Raw genomic sequence first — 14,005 nt, 5'->3', positions numbered from 1 at the left:
GAACCCCAAGCCGTTCGTCTGGACGAAGACCGCCGACGACATCCTCGACACCCTCGCCGCATACTGCACACGAATTAACGACTCAGGACACTAGATGCTCTTAGCTTCCCAAGCTCAGGGCGCTGGCAGTTTCCCCGTCGGGTAGGTCTGGCACGGACGTGTCGCCGTATGCTCAGCCGTCTTCCCCGTCTGTTCCAGGAGTGAGCCGTGCGTCGCTGCGTCATGGTCGTGCTGTTGGCTGGCATCTGCGCCGTAGGTTGCTCACCCACGCCCGCGGCGTCCAGCCATATACCGTCTGCCGGTACCACTGCGGCGCCGGCTAGCGACGTGGCGTCCGCGTCTCCCAGCGTTCCCGCCTGCCAGGCATCTGCGCAAGCCGACGAAGCGCTGTCTGCATCTGGTGCGCTCCTGGTGACTGCGGTGTCCTTGAGTGACGAGACCCTGACCGCAGCGGGACGAATCGTGAAGCAGGCTCAGGGCCTGAAGAGCGTCTCCGAATCAGTGTGCCGGATTGAGACTGGCAACAGTGGCAAGCCGAACAGGCAGACCGTGTGCCAGGCGGCCAAGGAACTGGACCGTGACGGCGGTTTGAGAGCCCAAACGGAGGCGGAGAACGTAGCCGACGCGGCAGAACTGGCTTCGGCTGATGACATAGACACCTTCAACAAGCAGTTGGACGCCGTCGCGGATCCAGCAAGCTCAGGCACCATCGCTCTGCTCGCCAAGTACTGCGACGATCCCCTCTCATAGGGGGAGCCTCGGCCCACCAGGCGTGACCGTAGCCGTCTCAGTTTCCGTCTCATTCAGCCACGTTCACGGCCGTTCAGCTGAGACCATCAGGCCACTCACCCTGGCAGTCAACTGCTCATGAACGCAGGTGAACGCCCCTGCACACACCCCATGACCTCACCACCACAGTTGGAAAGCGTGTTGGGGGCAACCCCTCACGAGTTCGAATCTCGTATCCTCCGCCAGTGCCTCACCGGGCACGATGTCGAAGGGCCCCACCGCTTGCGGTGGGGCCCTTCGACGTTGTCCGTCCCAGTCTCCGTCTCGCTCATTTCCGGCATTGAGGTCATTTCTCCTACGTGGGGCGGCGCACGCCCCGGCGAACCTTCGGGAAACGACTCAGATGCAGGAGTATGTTTTATGTAGCCGTACTTCTCTATCCGAGGGCGACGCATGGACAAGCCTGCCGAGGTGTTCGACCGGGATTACGAGTGGTCAGCGCTGAGCCGGTTCATCACCGATCCGCAGCCAGGCGCGACCCTCGGCGTAGTCTCCGGACGTCGCCGCCAGGGCAAGACATTCTTGTTGGACGCCGCCTGCCGTGCCGCCGGTGGGTTCTATTTCGGCGCGACCGAAGCAGCCGACGCCGAGTCGCTCCGCAGGATCAGCTCCGCGCTGACCGCCCACGTCCGCCCCGCCAGCCCGTACCACTTCGCCAACTGGTCGGAGGCCGTCGACGCTCTGCTCGCCCTCGGCTCCGAGCGCCCCGTCCCCGTGGTGATCGACGAGTTTCCGTACCTCGCCAAGGCCAATCCGGAGCTCCCCTCGATCATCCAGGAGGCCCTGCGTCCTCTGCGTGACCAGCGCACCGGCTCCCGGACCCGGTTGCTGCTGTGCGGGTCGGCCTTGTCCTTCATGGGCCGGCTGCTTTCAGGCAACGCGCCTCTGCGCGGCCGAGCGGGACTCGAACTTGTCGTACGCCCCCTCGACCACCGTCTCGCCGCCGAGTTCTGGGACATCACGGATCCCCGTCTTGCACTGCAGGTCAACTCGATCGTCGGCGGCACTCCCGCCTATCGACGTGAGTTCGCCCGAGGTGACAGTCCAGCCGGGCTCGAGGACTTCGACGACTGGGTCGTACGTACGGTTCTCAATCCCGAGACGCCCCTCTTTCGCGAGGCTCGGTACCTGCTTGCCGAGGAACCAGACCTGCGGGACACCGCCCTGTACCTGTCCGTCCTGGCGGCCGTGGCCGACGGCAACGCCACGCGTGGAGGCATGGCCGGGTATCTGGAGCGCAAGGCCACCGACATCGCACACCCCATCAACGTCCTCGAGGACGCCGGTCTGCTGTACCGGGACGCCGACGCCTTCCGCGACAACCGCCCCACCTATCGCATCGCCGAACCACTGATCGGCTTCTACCACGCCATCATGCGCCCGGTATGGGACCAGTTGGAGCGCCCCGGCAGCGCTGCCCGGGTCTGGCAGGCGAGCCGCCGCCGTTTCGTCAGCAACGTCATGGGGCCCCATTTCGAGCAGGTCTGCCGCGACTGGGCCCTGCATCATGCCGACCCCGATGTGCTCGGTGGCCTGCCCGCCCGCGTCGGGCACGGAGTGGTCCACGATCCCAAAGCCCGCACCGGCCACGAGGTCGACGTGGCCGTTGTGGGCATCGCCGACGGACACGCCAAGCCCCCGCTTCTGGCCATCGGCGAAGCCAAGTGGAACGACACCATGGGCTTCGCCCACATCGAACGCCTCAAGCACATCCGCGAGCTCATCGCGCAGGCGGGACGCTACGACACCACCCGCACTCGCCTGCTGTGCTTCAGCGGAGCAGGCTTCAACGACAAGGCACACGCCGCCGCTGAGACCTCATCGAGCATTCAACTCGTCGACCTGGCAGGCCTGTACGGCCAGGCGTGAGCAAGCCGGCACGGCAGCCGGTGGCCAGACGGTTGCTGTTCCTCGGCTCGGTCAAGTGGCTGGAGAACGCCGCCTTCGACAGCCGTGACCTGGCCGCGCTGCAGAAACACCGGGCGGCGATCACTGACGAGCCCCTACCGCTCGTGGCGGTGTCCCGCAGCGGGATCAGCTGTTCCGGCCTTCAGGCGGCGTACGGCCCCGAGCAACTGATCAGCGCCTGGCGCCGGGCCTGAGGCGGCTGCGGCTGCGACTGCGGCGGTTCTGGCCGCGTCCGCGGTCGTTCGAGAACTTCGAGGATTCGAGGACAACGTTGCCGAAGGGCCCCGCCGCACGGCGGGGCCCTTCGGTGTACGGGGGAAGAGGGGGCTGGGGCTCAGGCCAGGGCGAACTTCTGGGCGCCGGAGCCGTTGCAGTCGTAGATCTGGAGGCGGGTGCCGTTGGCGGTGGCGCCCGACGGGGAGTCGATGCAGCGGCCCGTGGTCGGGTTGGACATCGAGCCGTCGGCGTTGGCGACCCAGTTCTGGTAGCCGCCGCCGTTGCAGGTGGCGAGCTGGAGCTGGGTGCCGTTGGCGTTGGCGCCGCCGGCGATGTCCAGGCACTTGCCGAGGGTCCGCAGGGTCTGGCCGCTCCAGGTCCACTTCTGGTCGAGCGAGGTCGACTGCTGGCAGTCCCAGAGCTGGACCGCGGTGCCGTCACCGCCGGTGTCGTCGCCCGCGACGTCCACGCACTTGCCGCCGGGGCCGTAGATCGGGGTGCCGACGGCGAACTTCTGGGCGTCCGCGCCGTTGCAGTCCCAGATCTGGAGGCGGGTGCCGTTGGCGGTGGCGCCCGACGGGGAGTCGATGCAGCGGCCGCTGGTCGGGTTCTTCAGGGAGCCGTCGCTCTGGCGCACCCAGTTCTGGTAGGCGCCGCTGTTGCAGGTGGCGAGCTGGAGTTTGGTACCGGCGGCGCTGTTGCCGCCGGCGATGTCCAGGCACTTGCCGAGGGTCTGCAGCGTCTGGCCGCTCCAGGTCCAGTGCTGGTCCTTCGCCGCCGACTGGCAGTCCCAGAGCTGGACCGCGGTGCCGTCACCGCCGGTGTCGTCGCCCGCGACGTCCACGCACTTGCCGCCGGGACCGGTGATCGTCTGGCCCGTCACCGAACCGCCGCCGCTCCCGGAGCCGGGCGCCTTGTTGTAGACGGCCACCGAGTCGATCACCAGCTTGCCGCCGGAGACCGTGGCCGCGTTGGGACCGCCGCCGAACGCGTTCGGGAAGCCGCCGCCGATCGCCAGGTCGTAGATGATGAAGAAGGGGTGGTCGATCGCGTCGGCCCAGGTGGTCGCGTCGACCTGGTTGGCGTTGATGGTGTAGAAGTTGGCCCCGTCGAGGTAGAACCGGACCTGTTCCGGCGAGACCGAGCGGTCGATCTCCACCGCGTAGTCGTGGAAGCCGGTCTGACAGCCCGAACAGGCGCGCTCGCCGGAACCGATGCCGGTCGACTCGTTGCACGGGCCGCCCGGGTTCACGCCGCAGTGGATGGTGCTGAAGACGGAGCTGCGGCCGTTGATGTCCTCCATGACGTCGACCTCGCCGGACTTCGGCCAGGTCACGCCGTCGCGCAGGGGTGCGCCGAGCATCCAGAACGCCGGCCAGTAGCCGGCCCCGTTGGCGGTGGTGACGTTCGGCTGCTGGAGGACGGACTCCATACGGACGACGCCGCCGGCCGGGGCGCCGTAGGTCGCCGCCTGGGTCTCGACGCGGCCGGAGGTCCATCCGCCGGCCGGATCGGAACCGGAGTGCAGGGCCTGCAGCACCAGGTGGCCCTGGCCGTCGTAGTAGACGTTCGACGTGCTGCTGGTCATGGTCTCGATCTCACCGGTGCCGAACGTGCTGCCCGCACCGGTGTCGTACTTCCACAGGCTCTGGTCGATGCCGGTGCCGGAGGCGCCGTTGAAGTCGTCGCTCCAGGTGAGGGTGAAACCCGACGGCGGTGAGGGCACCGCGGCCGCCGCGTTCGACGCTCCGGCGAGGGTGGTCGCCACGGTGACAGCGACGACGGGGAGCAGTCCGAGCGTTCTCTTCCACCCGTCGCGCCGCTGTCTTGTCCAACTCAAGCGCATTCGTCCGACCTCCGTGGGGGGAGTGGGGGGTAGGCGTGCTTTCGCCTGCGGCAAAGCCGCCTCTGACGGGACAACACCGGGGGCATGCTAGCGACTTGTGGCGCCCATTCCTGTCATGCACACAGTTTGTTAAGGGTCGGGCATACGGCAAAATGGTTGGCACACCCATCTTTCGGAACATCGCCCGCACCGAGGGCCCCGGGCGGGACGGCAACCGGCCGCACCGGCCGACGGCCCCGGCCCGGGGCCGATGATGGGACGGACGGAACCGGACGGGGCCGGACCGGGCCGGGCGGGGATCGCCGGCCCGGGGCAGCGGACATGAGGGGCGGCGCAGTGACGGAGAGCGGAACCGAAACGGCGGACCAGACCGAAACGGCGGACCAGACCGGGACGGCGGAGGAGACCGGGACGGCGGACCGGACCACGACGGCCGACGGAACCGGGGCCGGGAGCCGGAGCCGGAGCCGGACCGAGGCCGAGAGCCGGACCGGGGCCGGGACGGCGGACGGGGCCCCGGCCCGGGGGGCGTTGCGGCGGCGGCTGGGCGGGGGTGTGGTGCTGCTGGTCCTGGCGCTGCTGTTCCTGGTCCCGTGGTGGACGCTGTTCGGATCCGGCGCCGGCTGGCCGCTGCCGGTGTTCCTGGCGGGGACGGCCGTCTTCGCCGCCTCGCTGGTCTCGTTCCCGTTCCTGATGGCCGCCGGCCACGCACGGGGCGACGACCGGGCGGCCCGGATCGCGGACACCACCCTCGGCGTGGTGTGGGTGCTCTTCACCTGGTCGGTACTGGGCGGCCTGGTGCATCTGGCGCTGATCGGGCTCGGCGTCGGCGGAGCGGGCCGGGCCGTCGCGGTGGCGGTCGCCGTGGTGTCGGCCGTGCTGCTGGCCTGGGGGCACCACGAGGCCATGCGGGTGCCGCGGGTACGCAGGCTGGACGTCCGCCTGCCGCGGCTCGGCGCCGGACTCGACGGCACCCGGGTGGTCGTCCTGGCGGACACCCACTACGGGCCGATCGACCGGGCCCGCTGGTCGGAGCGGGTGGCCGAGGCGGTCGACGCCCTGGAGGCGGACGTCGTCGTGCACGCCGGCGACATCGCGGACGGCACCCCCGACCGGCGCCGTGCCCAGTCGGCCCCGCTCGGCACGGTCCGGGCGCGGCTGGCGAAGGTCTACGTCACCGGGAACCACGAGTACTTCGGGGAGGCCCAGGGCTGGCTGGACCGGATGGCGGAGCTGGGCTGGGAGCCGCTGCACAACCGGCACCTGGTGGTGGAGCGCGGCGGGGACGCCCTGGTCCTCGCCGGTGTGGACGACGTGACCGCCGAGGGGTCGGGACTGGCCGGGCACCGCGCCGACCTGGAGACCGCGCTGGCCGGGGCGGACCCGCGGCGGCCGGTGCTGCTCGTCGCGCACCAGCCCAAGTTCGTCCGGCACGCCGCTGCCGCCGGCATCGACCTGCAGATCTCCGGGCACACGCACGGCGGCCAGATCTGGCCGTTCCACTACCTCGTCCGGACCGACCAGCCGGTGGTGCAGGGGCTGAGCCGGCACGGGGAGCGGACCCTCCTCTACACCAGCCGGGGCACCGGTTTCTGGGGCCCGCCCTTCCGGATCTTCGCACCGAGCGAGATCACCCTCCTCACCCTCCGCACGGCCGTCTGACCCGCCCCACCGACCCAAGGCCCGCCCCACGCAGCCCAGCCGTGCGCAGCCCCGCACAGCTCCGGCGCGCGGCTGCGCACGGCTGGGTGTCTGTGAGCACGGGTTTCAGGTGGCGGTGCACCAGGCCTTCGCCGCTCCGACCGTGTCTTCCCGGCTCCGACCGCCGTTCGGCCGCCGGGCCGGTGGAGGGCTTGACTTGTGCGCGGACCCGGCCGGCGGGCAGAGGCTGTCAGGGGCCGGCACGAACGGTCGGCCACCGGTTCGAAGGTGATACCAGGATCCGTCCCGATCCGCCACGCTCCGTCCCGATCCATCCGTCCCGCGGTGCCCGTGCACGTGCTCACAGATACCGGACGGCCGGTGGGGATGCGAGGTGGTTTCGTCCGTTGGATGGTGGTGTCATGAACCAGCACCACCACGACTCCCACCGTGCGATCGAGATCGACACCCGGCTCGTCACCACCGGTGCCGTGCTCACTGCGGCCGGTGCCGTGGTGGCATGCGCCGGGATGGCCATCGCCGCTTTCGCCGTGTTCACGGCAGGTCGGCGCATGATCCGCGACATGGACGTACCGCCGGCCCAGCAGGCGGCCGCGAAGTGGCGGCAGGCCAGGGAGGCGTCCCGAGCGGGGATGCAGGCGTGGCAGTCCGCGTCCGGCGCCCAGCACGGCGGGTCGCTCGCCGGATAGCCCCGGACAGTCCGTACGGGGCCTGCGGGGACTGTCCGGGGTCTGCGGGGCCTGCGGGGCCTGCGGGGCCTGCGGGGCCTGCGGGGCCTGCGGGTAAAACCTCGGCGCCGCTGCCGAGACTCGCGGCGATGCCGTGCGCCCCGAAGGCCGTGGTGAACCCCGCCGCGTACAGCGGCCACATCCGGCGCGGCGGGACCGGCCCGTCCGGCTCAGCGAGCTTGTCGGGCTCGTCGGGCCGGTGCGTGCCGTCGGCCCGGTCCGGCCGGTCCGGCCGGTTCATCCGCCGTCGCCCACCGGTGCCTCGTGCAAGGCGCGGAAGGCGCGTTCCGCGTAGTCCTCGCAGGCCGCGGCGCACTCCTTCAGCCGCCTGCCGGCCTCGGCGGCCTCCGGGGCGCCGAACACGTCGCGTGCGGTGAGATCGCGGTACCGGCGCCGCAGCCGCTCCAGCGACTGCTCCTTTTCCTCCAGGTCGGCGAGGGTGAACCCGGCGACGTGGATCCCCTGCGCGAGTTCCGCCTCGAACTTCCCGCAGTCGGCGAGGAACCCCGTCCAGTCCTCGGAGCGCAGGGCGGTGAACAGCGCCTGGAAGCGGGCCGCGTCCTCGCTGTCGCGTCCGGACGCGGTGAGGGTCATGGCCTGCCCACCGGCCTGCCCGGTCAGGGCGACCGCCTTGGAGACACCGTCCGCGAAGACCGGTACGTCCGGTACGGCCCACACTCCCTGCCCCAGGGACAGCGCACCGCTCCTCCGCAGCTGCCGCCAGACGGCGACCCGGTGCCGGGACGGTTCCACCGGGACCTTCACCACAACGACGAGCCAGCGGCTCACCGGTTCCCCATGCGACACGTCGACAAATGTAGCAGGCGTTACTTCTGCTTCGGTCACGAGCCGCTCGTCGTGTCATGCGCGGGTGCCGGACGTCCGTAGCATGGGCGCTGTGACAGCCTCCGCGCCGCCCCGCCGCGCGCCGTCGCCGCCGATGTGGTGGCCGGCGGTGCTGGTGTTCGGGCTGCTGGTCGGGCTGGTCGGCATGCACGGGATGGGGTTCGGCGCGTCGGCGGTGGCCGGGAGCGATCACCTCTCCGCGCACTCGGCGCACGCGGCCCACTCGGCGCACTCCGCTCACTCGGCGCGCCCCGCCGACTCCTCCGTGGCCGGCATGCGTCTCGGGACGGCCGACATGTGGGGCCGGTCCGGGGGCGAGGCCGTCTGCCGCAGTGACAGCGACGGTGACGGCGGCGGGCACGCGCAGCATGCCGATGTGAACTGCGCCTCCGCCGCGCTCGGCACCGGGCCGGGGCTCGCCGCTCCGCTGCCCACCCCGTTCGGTCCGGCAGCCGGGTCCGGGGACGGGGTCCGGTCCGCCGACATCGGCCGGGAGGGCGGTCGCGCGCCTCCCTCGCTCAGCGAACTTCAACTCCTGCGGATCTAGGACAGGGCCCCTGCCGTGTCCGCCGCCGCGGTGTGCCGCGGACGGTGGTCGCACGGCGGACGGTCAGCCATGTCCCGCGCCCGGTCCCCGGCGCGCCTCCTCCTCACTCCGCAGGAGTACTTCCGTATGCGTTCCCGCACGAGCAGCGCTCGTTCCCTCTCCCGCCGCGTCGGACTCGGCCTCACCACCGCCGGCGCAGCCGCCCTCGTCCTCTCCGGTTGCAGCAGCAGCGGCGGCAACAGCAGTAGCAGCGACCGGGCCGGTGGCGCCCTGGCCGTCGAACACGTCCACGGCGTCGGTATCGACCCCTCCGACGGGCGCCTGTACGTCGCCACGCACCACGGCGTCGTCGCCGTGGCGCAGGACGGCACGGCCCGGCGGGTCGGTGACACCGCCGACTACATGGGTTTCACCGTCATCGGGCCGAAGACCTTCCTCGGCAGCGGTCATCCGGCCCAGGGCAGCGGTGACGCCGCCGACCGCGGACTGATCCGGTCCGCCGACGGCGGCAGGACCTGGAAGACGCTCTCCCTCGGCGGCTCGACCGACTTCCACGCCCTCGCGTACGCGCACGACGCCGTCTACGGCTGGGACAGCACCCGCGGCACTCTGCGCGTCAGCACCGACCACGCCCACGCCACCTGGGACGAGCGTGCCAGGATCGCCGCGCTGGACCTCGCCGTCAGCCCGAAGGACGCGGACGTCGTACTGGCCACCACCGAGGCCGGTGTCGCCACCAGCACCGACGGCGGCAAGACGTTCGGCCCCGGCTCCGGGCAGGTCATGGCCTATCTGTCCTGGCCCGCCGCCGACGCCCTCTACGGAGTCGATCTGTCCGGCGGCCTCCACGTCAGCGCCGACGGCGGTGCCCACTGGCGGCGGACCGGCACCGTACCCGGCGGACAGCCCGAGGCGCTGACCGCCTACACCGGCGGGCGCGTGCTCGCCGCCACCCAGGACGGGGTCTACGACTCCCGTGACGGCGGCAGGACGTTCGTCAAGCGCCTGGCCGTCTCCTCCGCCGCCGGCTGAGCGCTCCCGGCTCCCGCTTCTTCCTCCAAGGGATCTCTCTGATGAAACACGTCCTCCGACGCGCCGCCGTGGTCTGTCTGGCGGTACCGGCCATCGCGTTCCTCGGCGCCTCCGCCGCACAGGCCTGCCAGTCCCCCACGACCGGTTCGTCGAGCAGCAGCGCCACCCCCGACCCGTTCCCGACCCTCTCCGCCAACGGCACCGGCGCCACGTGTTCCGTGGACGGCGACAGCCACACCGACAGCCCCGGCCACAGCCACACCCACAGCCACGGGATGAGCAACATGCCCGGCATGGACGGCATGGACGGCATGGATGACATGAAGGGCATGGACGGCATGGACATGCCGGGCATGAGCGGGTCTCACACCCACGGGCAGACCACCACCACCGACACCGACCACCCCCGCACCGCCGTCCTCGGCGCGTTCGGCGTCGTCAACGGGGGCGTGATGGCGTCCGCAGCCGTCGTACGCCGCCGTACGCGCGCCGCCAGGAAGGGAGCCGGGCGATGACCGTCACCCCCACACGCCGCAACCTCCTCGACTACAAGCCCGTACGCGCCGTCGCCCGCAGCCGCTGGTACCCCGGGGTGCTCCAGTACGCGGCGACGGCGGTGTTCGCCGTGGTCGTCTACCAGCTCCTCGTCGGACCCCAGGCCGCCCACGACAACCTCGGCACCGCCCTGGTCTGGGTGCTGTGGTGGCCGCTGATCCCGGTCGTGTTCGTCGCCGTCGGGCGGGCGTGGTGCACGGTCTGCCCGTTCGGCAAGCTGTCCGACCTGGTGCAGCGGCTGGTCGGCGTCAACCGGCCGGTGCCGCGGTTCCTCAAGCGCTACGGCATCTGGATCATCGACGCCCAGTTCATCGCCATCACCTGGGCCGACCATGTCTTCGGCATCGTGGAGTCGCCGTGGGGCACCGGGATGCTGCTCCTGCTGATGACCACCGCCGTGGTCGTCTCGGGCGCCTTCTTCACCCGCCGCACCTTCTGCCGGTACCTGTGTTTCCTGGGCGGCCTCTCCGGCAACTACGCCCGCACCGGCGCGGTCGCGCTGCGCGCCGACACCGGCATCTGCGCCACCTGCACGGCACGCGCGGCGTGCTTCAACGGCGGTGACGCGGCGCCCGCCTGCCCGCTGTTCGAGTTCCCCCGGACGATGGACTCGTCCGCCAACTGCAACCTGTGCGCCAACTGCGTCAAGAACTGCCCCAACGACGCGATCACGCTGACGCTGCGTCCGCCGACCAAGGAGCTGTGGTTCGTCCGCAGGCCGAGGATCGAGGAGACCTTCCTCGCCGTGGCGATCATGGGCATCGTCTTCATCCAGAACATCACGATGCTCGGCGTCTGGAACGACGTACTGGACTGGATCTCCGGCACCTTCGGCATCACCGGCCGCGGGGTCATCTTCACCGCCGCGTTCGCGGTGGCGATCGCCGTCCCGGCGGCGCTGCTCGCGGCGGCCTCGTTCGTCGCATCCCGGGTGGCGGGCGGCACGGTGCGGGACAACTTCACCCGGTTCGGGTACGCGCTCATCCCGCTGGACGTCGCCGGGCACGTGGCGCACAACCTGTTCCATCTGCTGGCCGAGGGCAGGTCGGTGTTCTACACGGCCCTCGAGGCACTGGGCCGCCAGGGGTCGTACGGCGCCTCGACCGCGTTCGTCCCGACCGGCACCATCCAGGTGTTGCAGTACGCCGTCGTCGCCCTCGGCGTCACGGGCTCGGCGTACACCGCCTGGCGCATCGCCCGCGGCCCGGCAGCAGCCGGTACGGCCCCCTCGGCCGGATCCGCCGGTCCCGGCGGGGCCGCCGGGCCCGCCGCCGCGCGGACCTGGGCGACCCTGGCGCCGTACGCCGTCCTGCTGCTGGTGTTCGGCGCGTTCAACGTGTACCTGTTCGCCCTGCCGATGGCGATGCGCATGTGAGGGGCGGTCAGGCGGTGCCGCCGGTCTGCGGCGGCAGCCAGGCTCCCGCTCCGGGGGCCGGGCTGCCGCAGGCCGGGAGCGTGACCCGGAACGCGGCGCCGCCCACCGGGGAGTCCGTCACCGTGAGGGTGCCGGAGTGGCGGTGCACGACGTCCCGGGCGATGGCCAGGCCCAGGCCCGCGCCGCCCTCGTCGCGGCTGCGGGCCTCGTCGAGGCGGACGAAGCGTTCGAAGATCCGCTCCCGGTCGGACGGGGGGACGCCGTCGCCGTCGTCGGCGACCGTGAGGGTGACCGTGCCGCCGGTCCGGGCCGCCGTGACCGTGACGGCCGTGGCCGCGTGGCGCTGCGCGTTGTCCACGAGGTTGGCCAGGACCCGGGAGAGCTGGCTCCGGCTGCCCCGGATCTCCAGGGGGTCGTCGGGGACCGTCAGGACCGGGGTGACGCGGTCGGTGGCGGGACGCTGGGCCAGTTCCTCGTGCAGCAGCGTCGTCAGGTCGAACGCGGTGCCGGCCGGCTGTTCGCCCGCGTCGAGGCGGGCCAGCAGGAGGAGGTCCGCGGCCAGGTGCTGGAGGCGTACCACGTCCTGGTGCAGGTCCTTGGTGTCCAGCAGGCCCGGGTGCTGGTCGGCCACCTCGATCTGGGTACGCAACGACGCGATCGGGCTGCGCAGTTCGTGGGAGGCGTCCGCGACGAAACGGTGCTGGCGGTCGACCGACGCCTGCAACGCGGCCAGGGTCTCGTTGGTCGTGCGGGCCAGCCTCGCGATCTCGTCCCGGGAGGCCGGTTCGGGAACGCGGCGCGTCAGGTCCCCGCTGCCGGTGATCTCCGCCATCTCCGCCCGGATGCCCTCCACCGGTCTCAGCGCCCGCCGCGTGACGAGCCACGTCACCCCGGCCACCACGAGCAGCAGGAACGGCAGCCCGACCAGCATCGCCTGTTCGACCTGGTCCAGGACCGCCTGGGCGTCGGCGAGGGACGTGCCCGCGTAGACGGTGTACGTGCGGCCGTCGTACGTCGTGCCCTGGACGGCGGCGAAGCGGTAGTCGCGTACGGTGCCGTCCGGCAGTCGCACGGGGACCGTCCGTACGACGACCGCCGTGCCGACCTCGCCGCGGGGCGGGGTGCTGTAGCTGTCGTCGCCGACGGGGGTGCTGCCGCCGGTGCTGTCGTCACCGACGTCGTCACCGCCGCCGCCACTGCCGTCCTCGCCGCCGCCCTTGCCGCGGCCCCGGCGGTGTCCGTGATCGTCGGAGGACACCGAGGCCGCCGAGGACACCGACGTCGGTGTCGCGGCCGGGGTGGCGGTCGGGGACGGGGTCGCGGTCGTCCTCGGGGCGGGCGCGTAGTCCGGGATCGCGCTCCGGCGGCGTACGGCGTCGTCGGAGGCGGCCAGCACCGCGCCCGTCGAGTCGGTCACCCGGACCAGCCGGCCTCCGGCGTCCGGGAGGTCCGGGGAACCGCGGCCCGTCCCGAAGTCGCCGTTCAGCGCCTGCTGCGAACCGGCCACCGTCCGCGCGGCGATCTCCGACTCCAGGGTCGCCCGGTCGGTGAGGTTGTCGCGCAGCACGGTCGTCACGGCGATCCCCGTGACGATCAGCGCGACCGACACCACCAGGGTGGCGGCGAGCGCGGCCCGGGACCGTACGGAGGCGAAGGGGCGCGGCAGCCGGAACGGGCTACGCATCACGGCCGCCGCCGGCCTCGAGCCGGTACCCCGCTCCGCGCACGGTGGTGATCGACCGCCGTCCGAACGGTACGTCGATCTTGCGGCGCAGGGCGCTGACGTACACCTCGACGATGTTCGGGTCCCCGTCGTACGCGAAGTCCCAGACGTGCGCCAGGATCTCCGCCTTCGACGCCACCCGGCCCGCGTGCAGCGCGAGATGCTCCAGGACCGCGAACTCCTTCGCCGTGAGCGCGATGTCCGTCCCGGCCCGTTCGACACGCCGGGCACCGGGGTCGACGGTGAGGTCACCGATCCGCAGCAGGGGCGCGGCGGACCGGGTGCGGCGGCGCAGCAGGGCGCGGACCCTGGCCTGCAGGACGACGTAGGAGAACGGCTTGGTCAGGTAGTCGTCGGCGCCGGTGTCCAGGCCCTCGGCCTCGTCGTACTCGCCGTCCTTCGCGGTCAGCATCAGCACCGGCGTCTCGTCACCGGACGCCCGCAGCTGCGCGCAGACGCGGTAGCCGTTGAGGCCGGGCAGCATGATGTCCAGCACGATCAGGTCGTAGTCCTGATCCTGCGCCAGATGGAGCCCGGTGACGCCGTCATGGGCGACGTCCACCGCGAAGCCCTCCGCGGCGAGGCCCCGGGCGAGGGCGGTGGCGAGGCGTTTCTCGTCCTCGACTATCAGCAGGCGCATGGGGCCAGCGTCTCAGACCGTTGCTGAAGCGATCTTCAGGATCGTTCAGCGGGGCTTCAGGATCGGTGGCGCACGGTGGTCCCCATGAAGCCGGACGGCAGACGCCGTACGGCAGACCCACACGTCGGGCCCCCACGT

Annotated in this window: 12 protein-coding genes and 1 pseudogene; 9 read left to right on the top strand and 4 right to left on the bottom strand. The window is 71.6% G+C overall.

What is annotated here, in order from left to right:
• Positions 1-426: 426 nt before the first annotated feature.
• The 3 genes and pseudogenes from ABZ862_RS24425 to ABZ862_RS24415 form a co-directional block, all read left to right on the top strand.
• Complete coding sequence (locus ABZ862_RS24425) at positions 427-750, top strand: hypothetical protein (protein ID WP_360961588.1); 324 nt, start codon at positions 427-429, stop codon at positions 748-750.
• Positions 751-1,182: 432 nt separating this feature from the next.
• On the top strand, positions 1,183-2,658 hold the full coding sequence (locus ABZ862_RS24420; protein WP_360961585.1) for an ATP-binding protein: 1,476 nt from the start codon (positions 1,183-1,185) through the stop codon (positions 2,656-2,658).
• Positions 2,659-2,669: 11 nt separating this feature from the next.
• Positions 2,670-2,891 (top strand): annotated as a pseudogene (locus ABZ862_RS24415) (ATP-binding protein); the annotation flags it as partial.
• Between the two features lie 140 nt (positions 2,892-3,031).
• Here the strand turns inward: ABZ862_RS24415 and ABZ862_RS24410 are convergent.
• Positions 3,032-4,681 carry a ricin-type beta-trefoil lectin domain protein gene (locus ABZ862_RS24410; RefSeq protein ID WP_360961582.1) on the bottom strand — a complete coding sequence of 550 codons (1,650 nt, stop codon included), beginning with the start codon at positions 4,679-4,681 and terminating at the stop codon, positions 3,032-3,034.
• 609 nt (positions 4,682-5,290) lie between these two features.
• On the opposite strand from ABZ862_RS24410, the gene ABZ862_RS24405 reads away from it, so the two are divergent.
• Positions 5,291-6,421, top strand: a complete 1,131-nt coding sequence (locus ABZ862_RS24405; protein WP_360961614.1) for a metallophosphoesterase — start codon at positions 5,291-5,293, stop codon at positions 6,419-6,421.
• A 401-nt stretch (positions 6,422-6,822) separates the two neighbouring features.
• A complete protein-coding gene (locus ABZ862_RS24400; RefSeq protein WP_360961580.1) occupies positions 6,823-7,110 on the top strand; it encodes a hypothetical protein in 288 nt (95 codons plus the stop codon).
• Between the two features lie 276 nt (positions 7,111-7,386).
• On the opposite strand, the gene ABZ862_RS24395 is transcribed toward ABZ862_RS24400, so the two are convergent.
• The gene (locus ABZ862_RS24395; RefSeq protein WP_360961577.1) at positions 7,387-7,956 is read right to left on the bottom strand and encodes a Chromate resistance protein ChrB; all 570 of its coding nucleotides are present in this window, start codon (positions 7,954-7,956) and stop codon (positions 7,387-7,389) included.
• A gap of 91 nt (positions 7,957-8,047) precedes the next feature.
• Here ABZ862_RS24395 and ABZ862_RS24390 point away from each other — a divergent pair, with 91 nt between their 5' ends.
• From ABZ862_RS24390 to ABZ862_RS24375, 4 genes are all read left to right on the top strand, one after another.
• Positions 8,048-8,542 carry a DUF6153 family protein gene (locus ABZ862_RS24390; RefSeq protein ID WP_360961574.1) on the top strand — a complete coding sequence of 165 codons (495 nt, stop codon included), beginning with the start codon at positions 8,048-8,050 and terminating at the stop codon, positions 8,540-8,542.
• Between the two features lie 126 nt (positions 8,543-8,668).
• Positions 8,669-9,574, top strand: a complete 906-nt coding sequence (locus tag ABZ862_RS24385) for a F510_1955 family glycosylhydrolase (protein ID WP_360961571.1) — start codon at positions 8,669-8,671, stop codon at positions 9,572-9,574.
• A gap of 41 nt (positions 9,575-9,615) precedes the next feature.
• A complete protein-coding gene (locus ABZ862_RS24380) occupies positions 9,616-10,089 on the top strand; it encodes a hypothetical protein (RefSeq protein WP_360961568.1) in 474 nt (157 codons plus the stop codon).
• A complete protein-coding gene (locus ABZ862_RS24375) occupies positions 10,086-11,504 on the top strand; it encodes a 4Fe-4S binding protein (RefSeq protein ID WP_360961565.1) in 1,419 nt (472 codons plus the stop codon). The genes ABZ862_RS24380 and ABZ862_RS24375 overlap by 4 nt, the downstream gene beginning before the upstream one ends.
• Positions 11,505-11,511: 7 nt before the next feature.
• Here the strand turns inward: ABZ862_RS24375 and ABZ862_RS24370 are convergent, their stop codons facing one another.
• Together ABZ862_RS24370 and ABZ862_RS24365 are read right to left on the bottom strand one after the other, a co-directional pair.
• The gene (locus tag ABZ862_RS24370) at positions 11,512-13,188 is read right to left on the bottom strand and encodes a HAMP domain-containing sensor histidine kinase (protein ID WP_360961562.1); all 1,677 of its coding nucleotides are present in this window, start codon (positions 13,186-13,188) and stop codon (positions 11,512-11,514) included.
• Positions 13,181-13,867 (bottom strand): response regulator transcription factor, encoded by a 687-nt coding sequence (locus tag ABZ862_RS24365; protein WP_360961559.1) that lies wholly within the window; start codon positions 13,865-13,867, stop codon positions 13,181-13,183. Before ABZ862_RS24365 ends, ABZ862_RS24370 begins: the two co-directional genes overlap by 8 nt.
• Between the last annotated feature and the right edge of the window lie 138 nt (positions 13,868-14,005).

The sequence above is a fragment of the Streptomyces sp. NPDC047000 genome (genome assembly GCF_040644295.1).
Lineage (GTDB): Bacteria > Actinomycetota > Actinomycetes > Streptomycetales > Streptomycetaceae > Streptomyces.
This window is presented reverse-complemented; position numbering and strand designations above follow the sequence as displayed.

What these genes read in the sequence shown, in the direction of transcription:
- ABZ862_RS24380 (WP_360961568.1), top strand. Translation starts at nt 9,616, where the DNA reads ATGAAACACGTCCTCCGACGCGCCGCCGTGGTCTGTCTGGCGGTACCG.
- ABZ862_RS24385 (WP_360961571.1), top strand. Translation starts at nt 8,669, where the DNA reads ATGCGTTCCCGCACGAGCAGCGCTCGTTCCCTCTCCCGCCGCGTCGGA.
- ABZ862_RS24420 (WP_360961585.1), top strand. Translation starts at nt 1,183, where the DNA reads ATGGACAAGCCTGCCGAGGTGTTCGACCGGGATTACGAGTGGTCAGCG.
- ABZ862_RS24365 (WP_360961559.1), bottom strand. Translation starts at nt 13,867, where the DNA reads ATGCGCCTGCTGATAGTCGAGGACGAGAAACGCCTCGCCACCGCCCTC.
- ABZ862_RS24400 (WP_360961580.1), top strand. Translation starts at nt 6,823, where the DNA reads ATGAACCAGCACCACCACGACTCCCACCGTGCGATCGAGATCGACACC.
- ABZ862_RS24370 (WP_360961562.1), bottom strand. Translation starts at nt 13,188, where the DNA reads ATGCGTAGCCCGTTCCGGCTGCCGCGCCCCTTCGCCTCCGTACGGTCC.
- ABZ862_RS24375 (WP_360961565.1), top strand. Translation starts at nt 10,086, where the DNA reads ATGACCGTCACCCCCACACGCCGCAACCTCCTCGACTACAAGCCCGTA.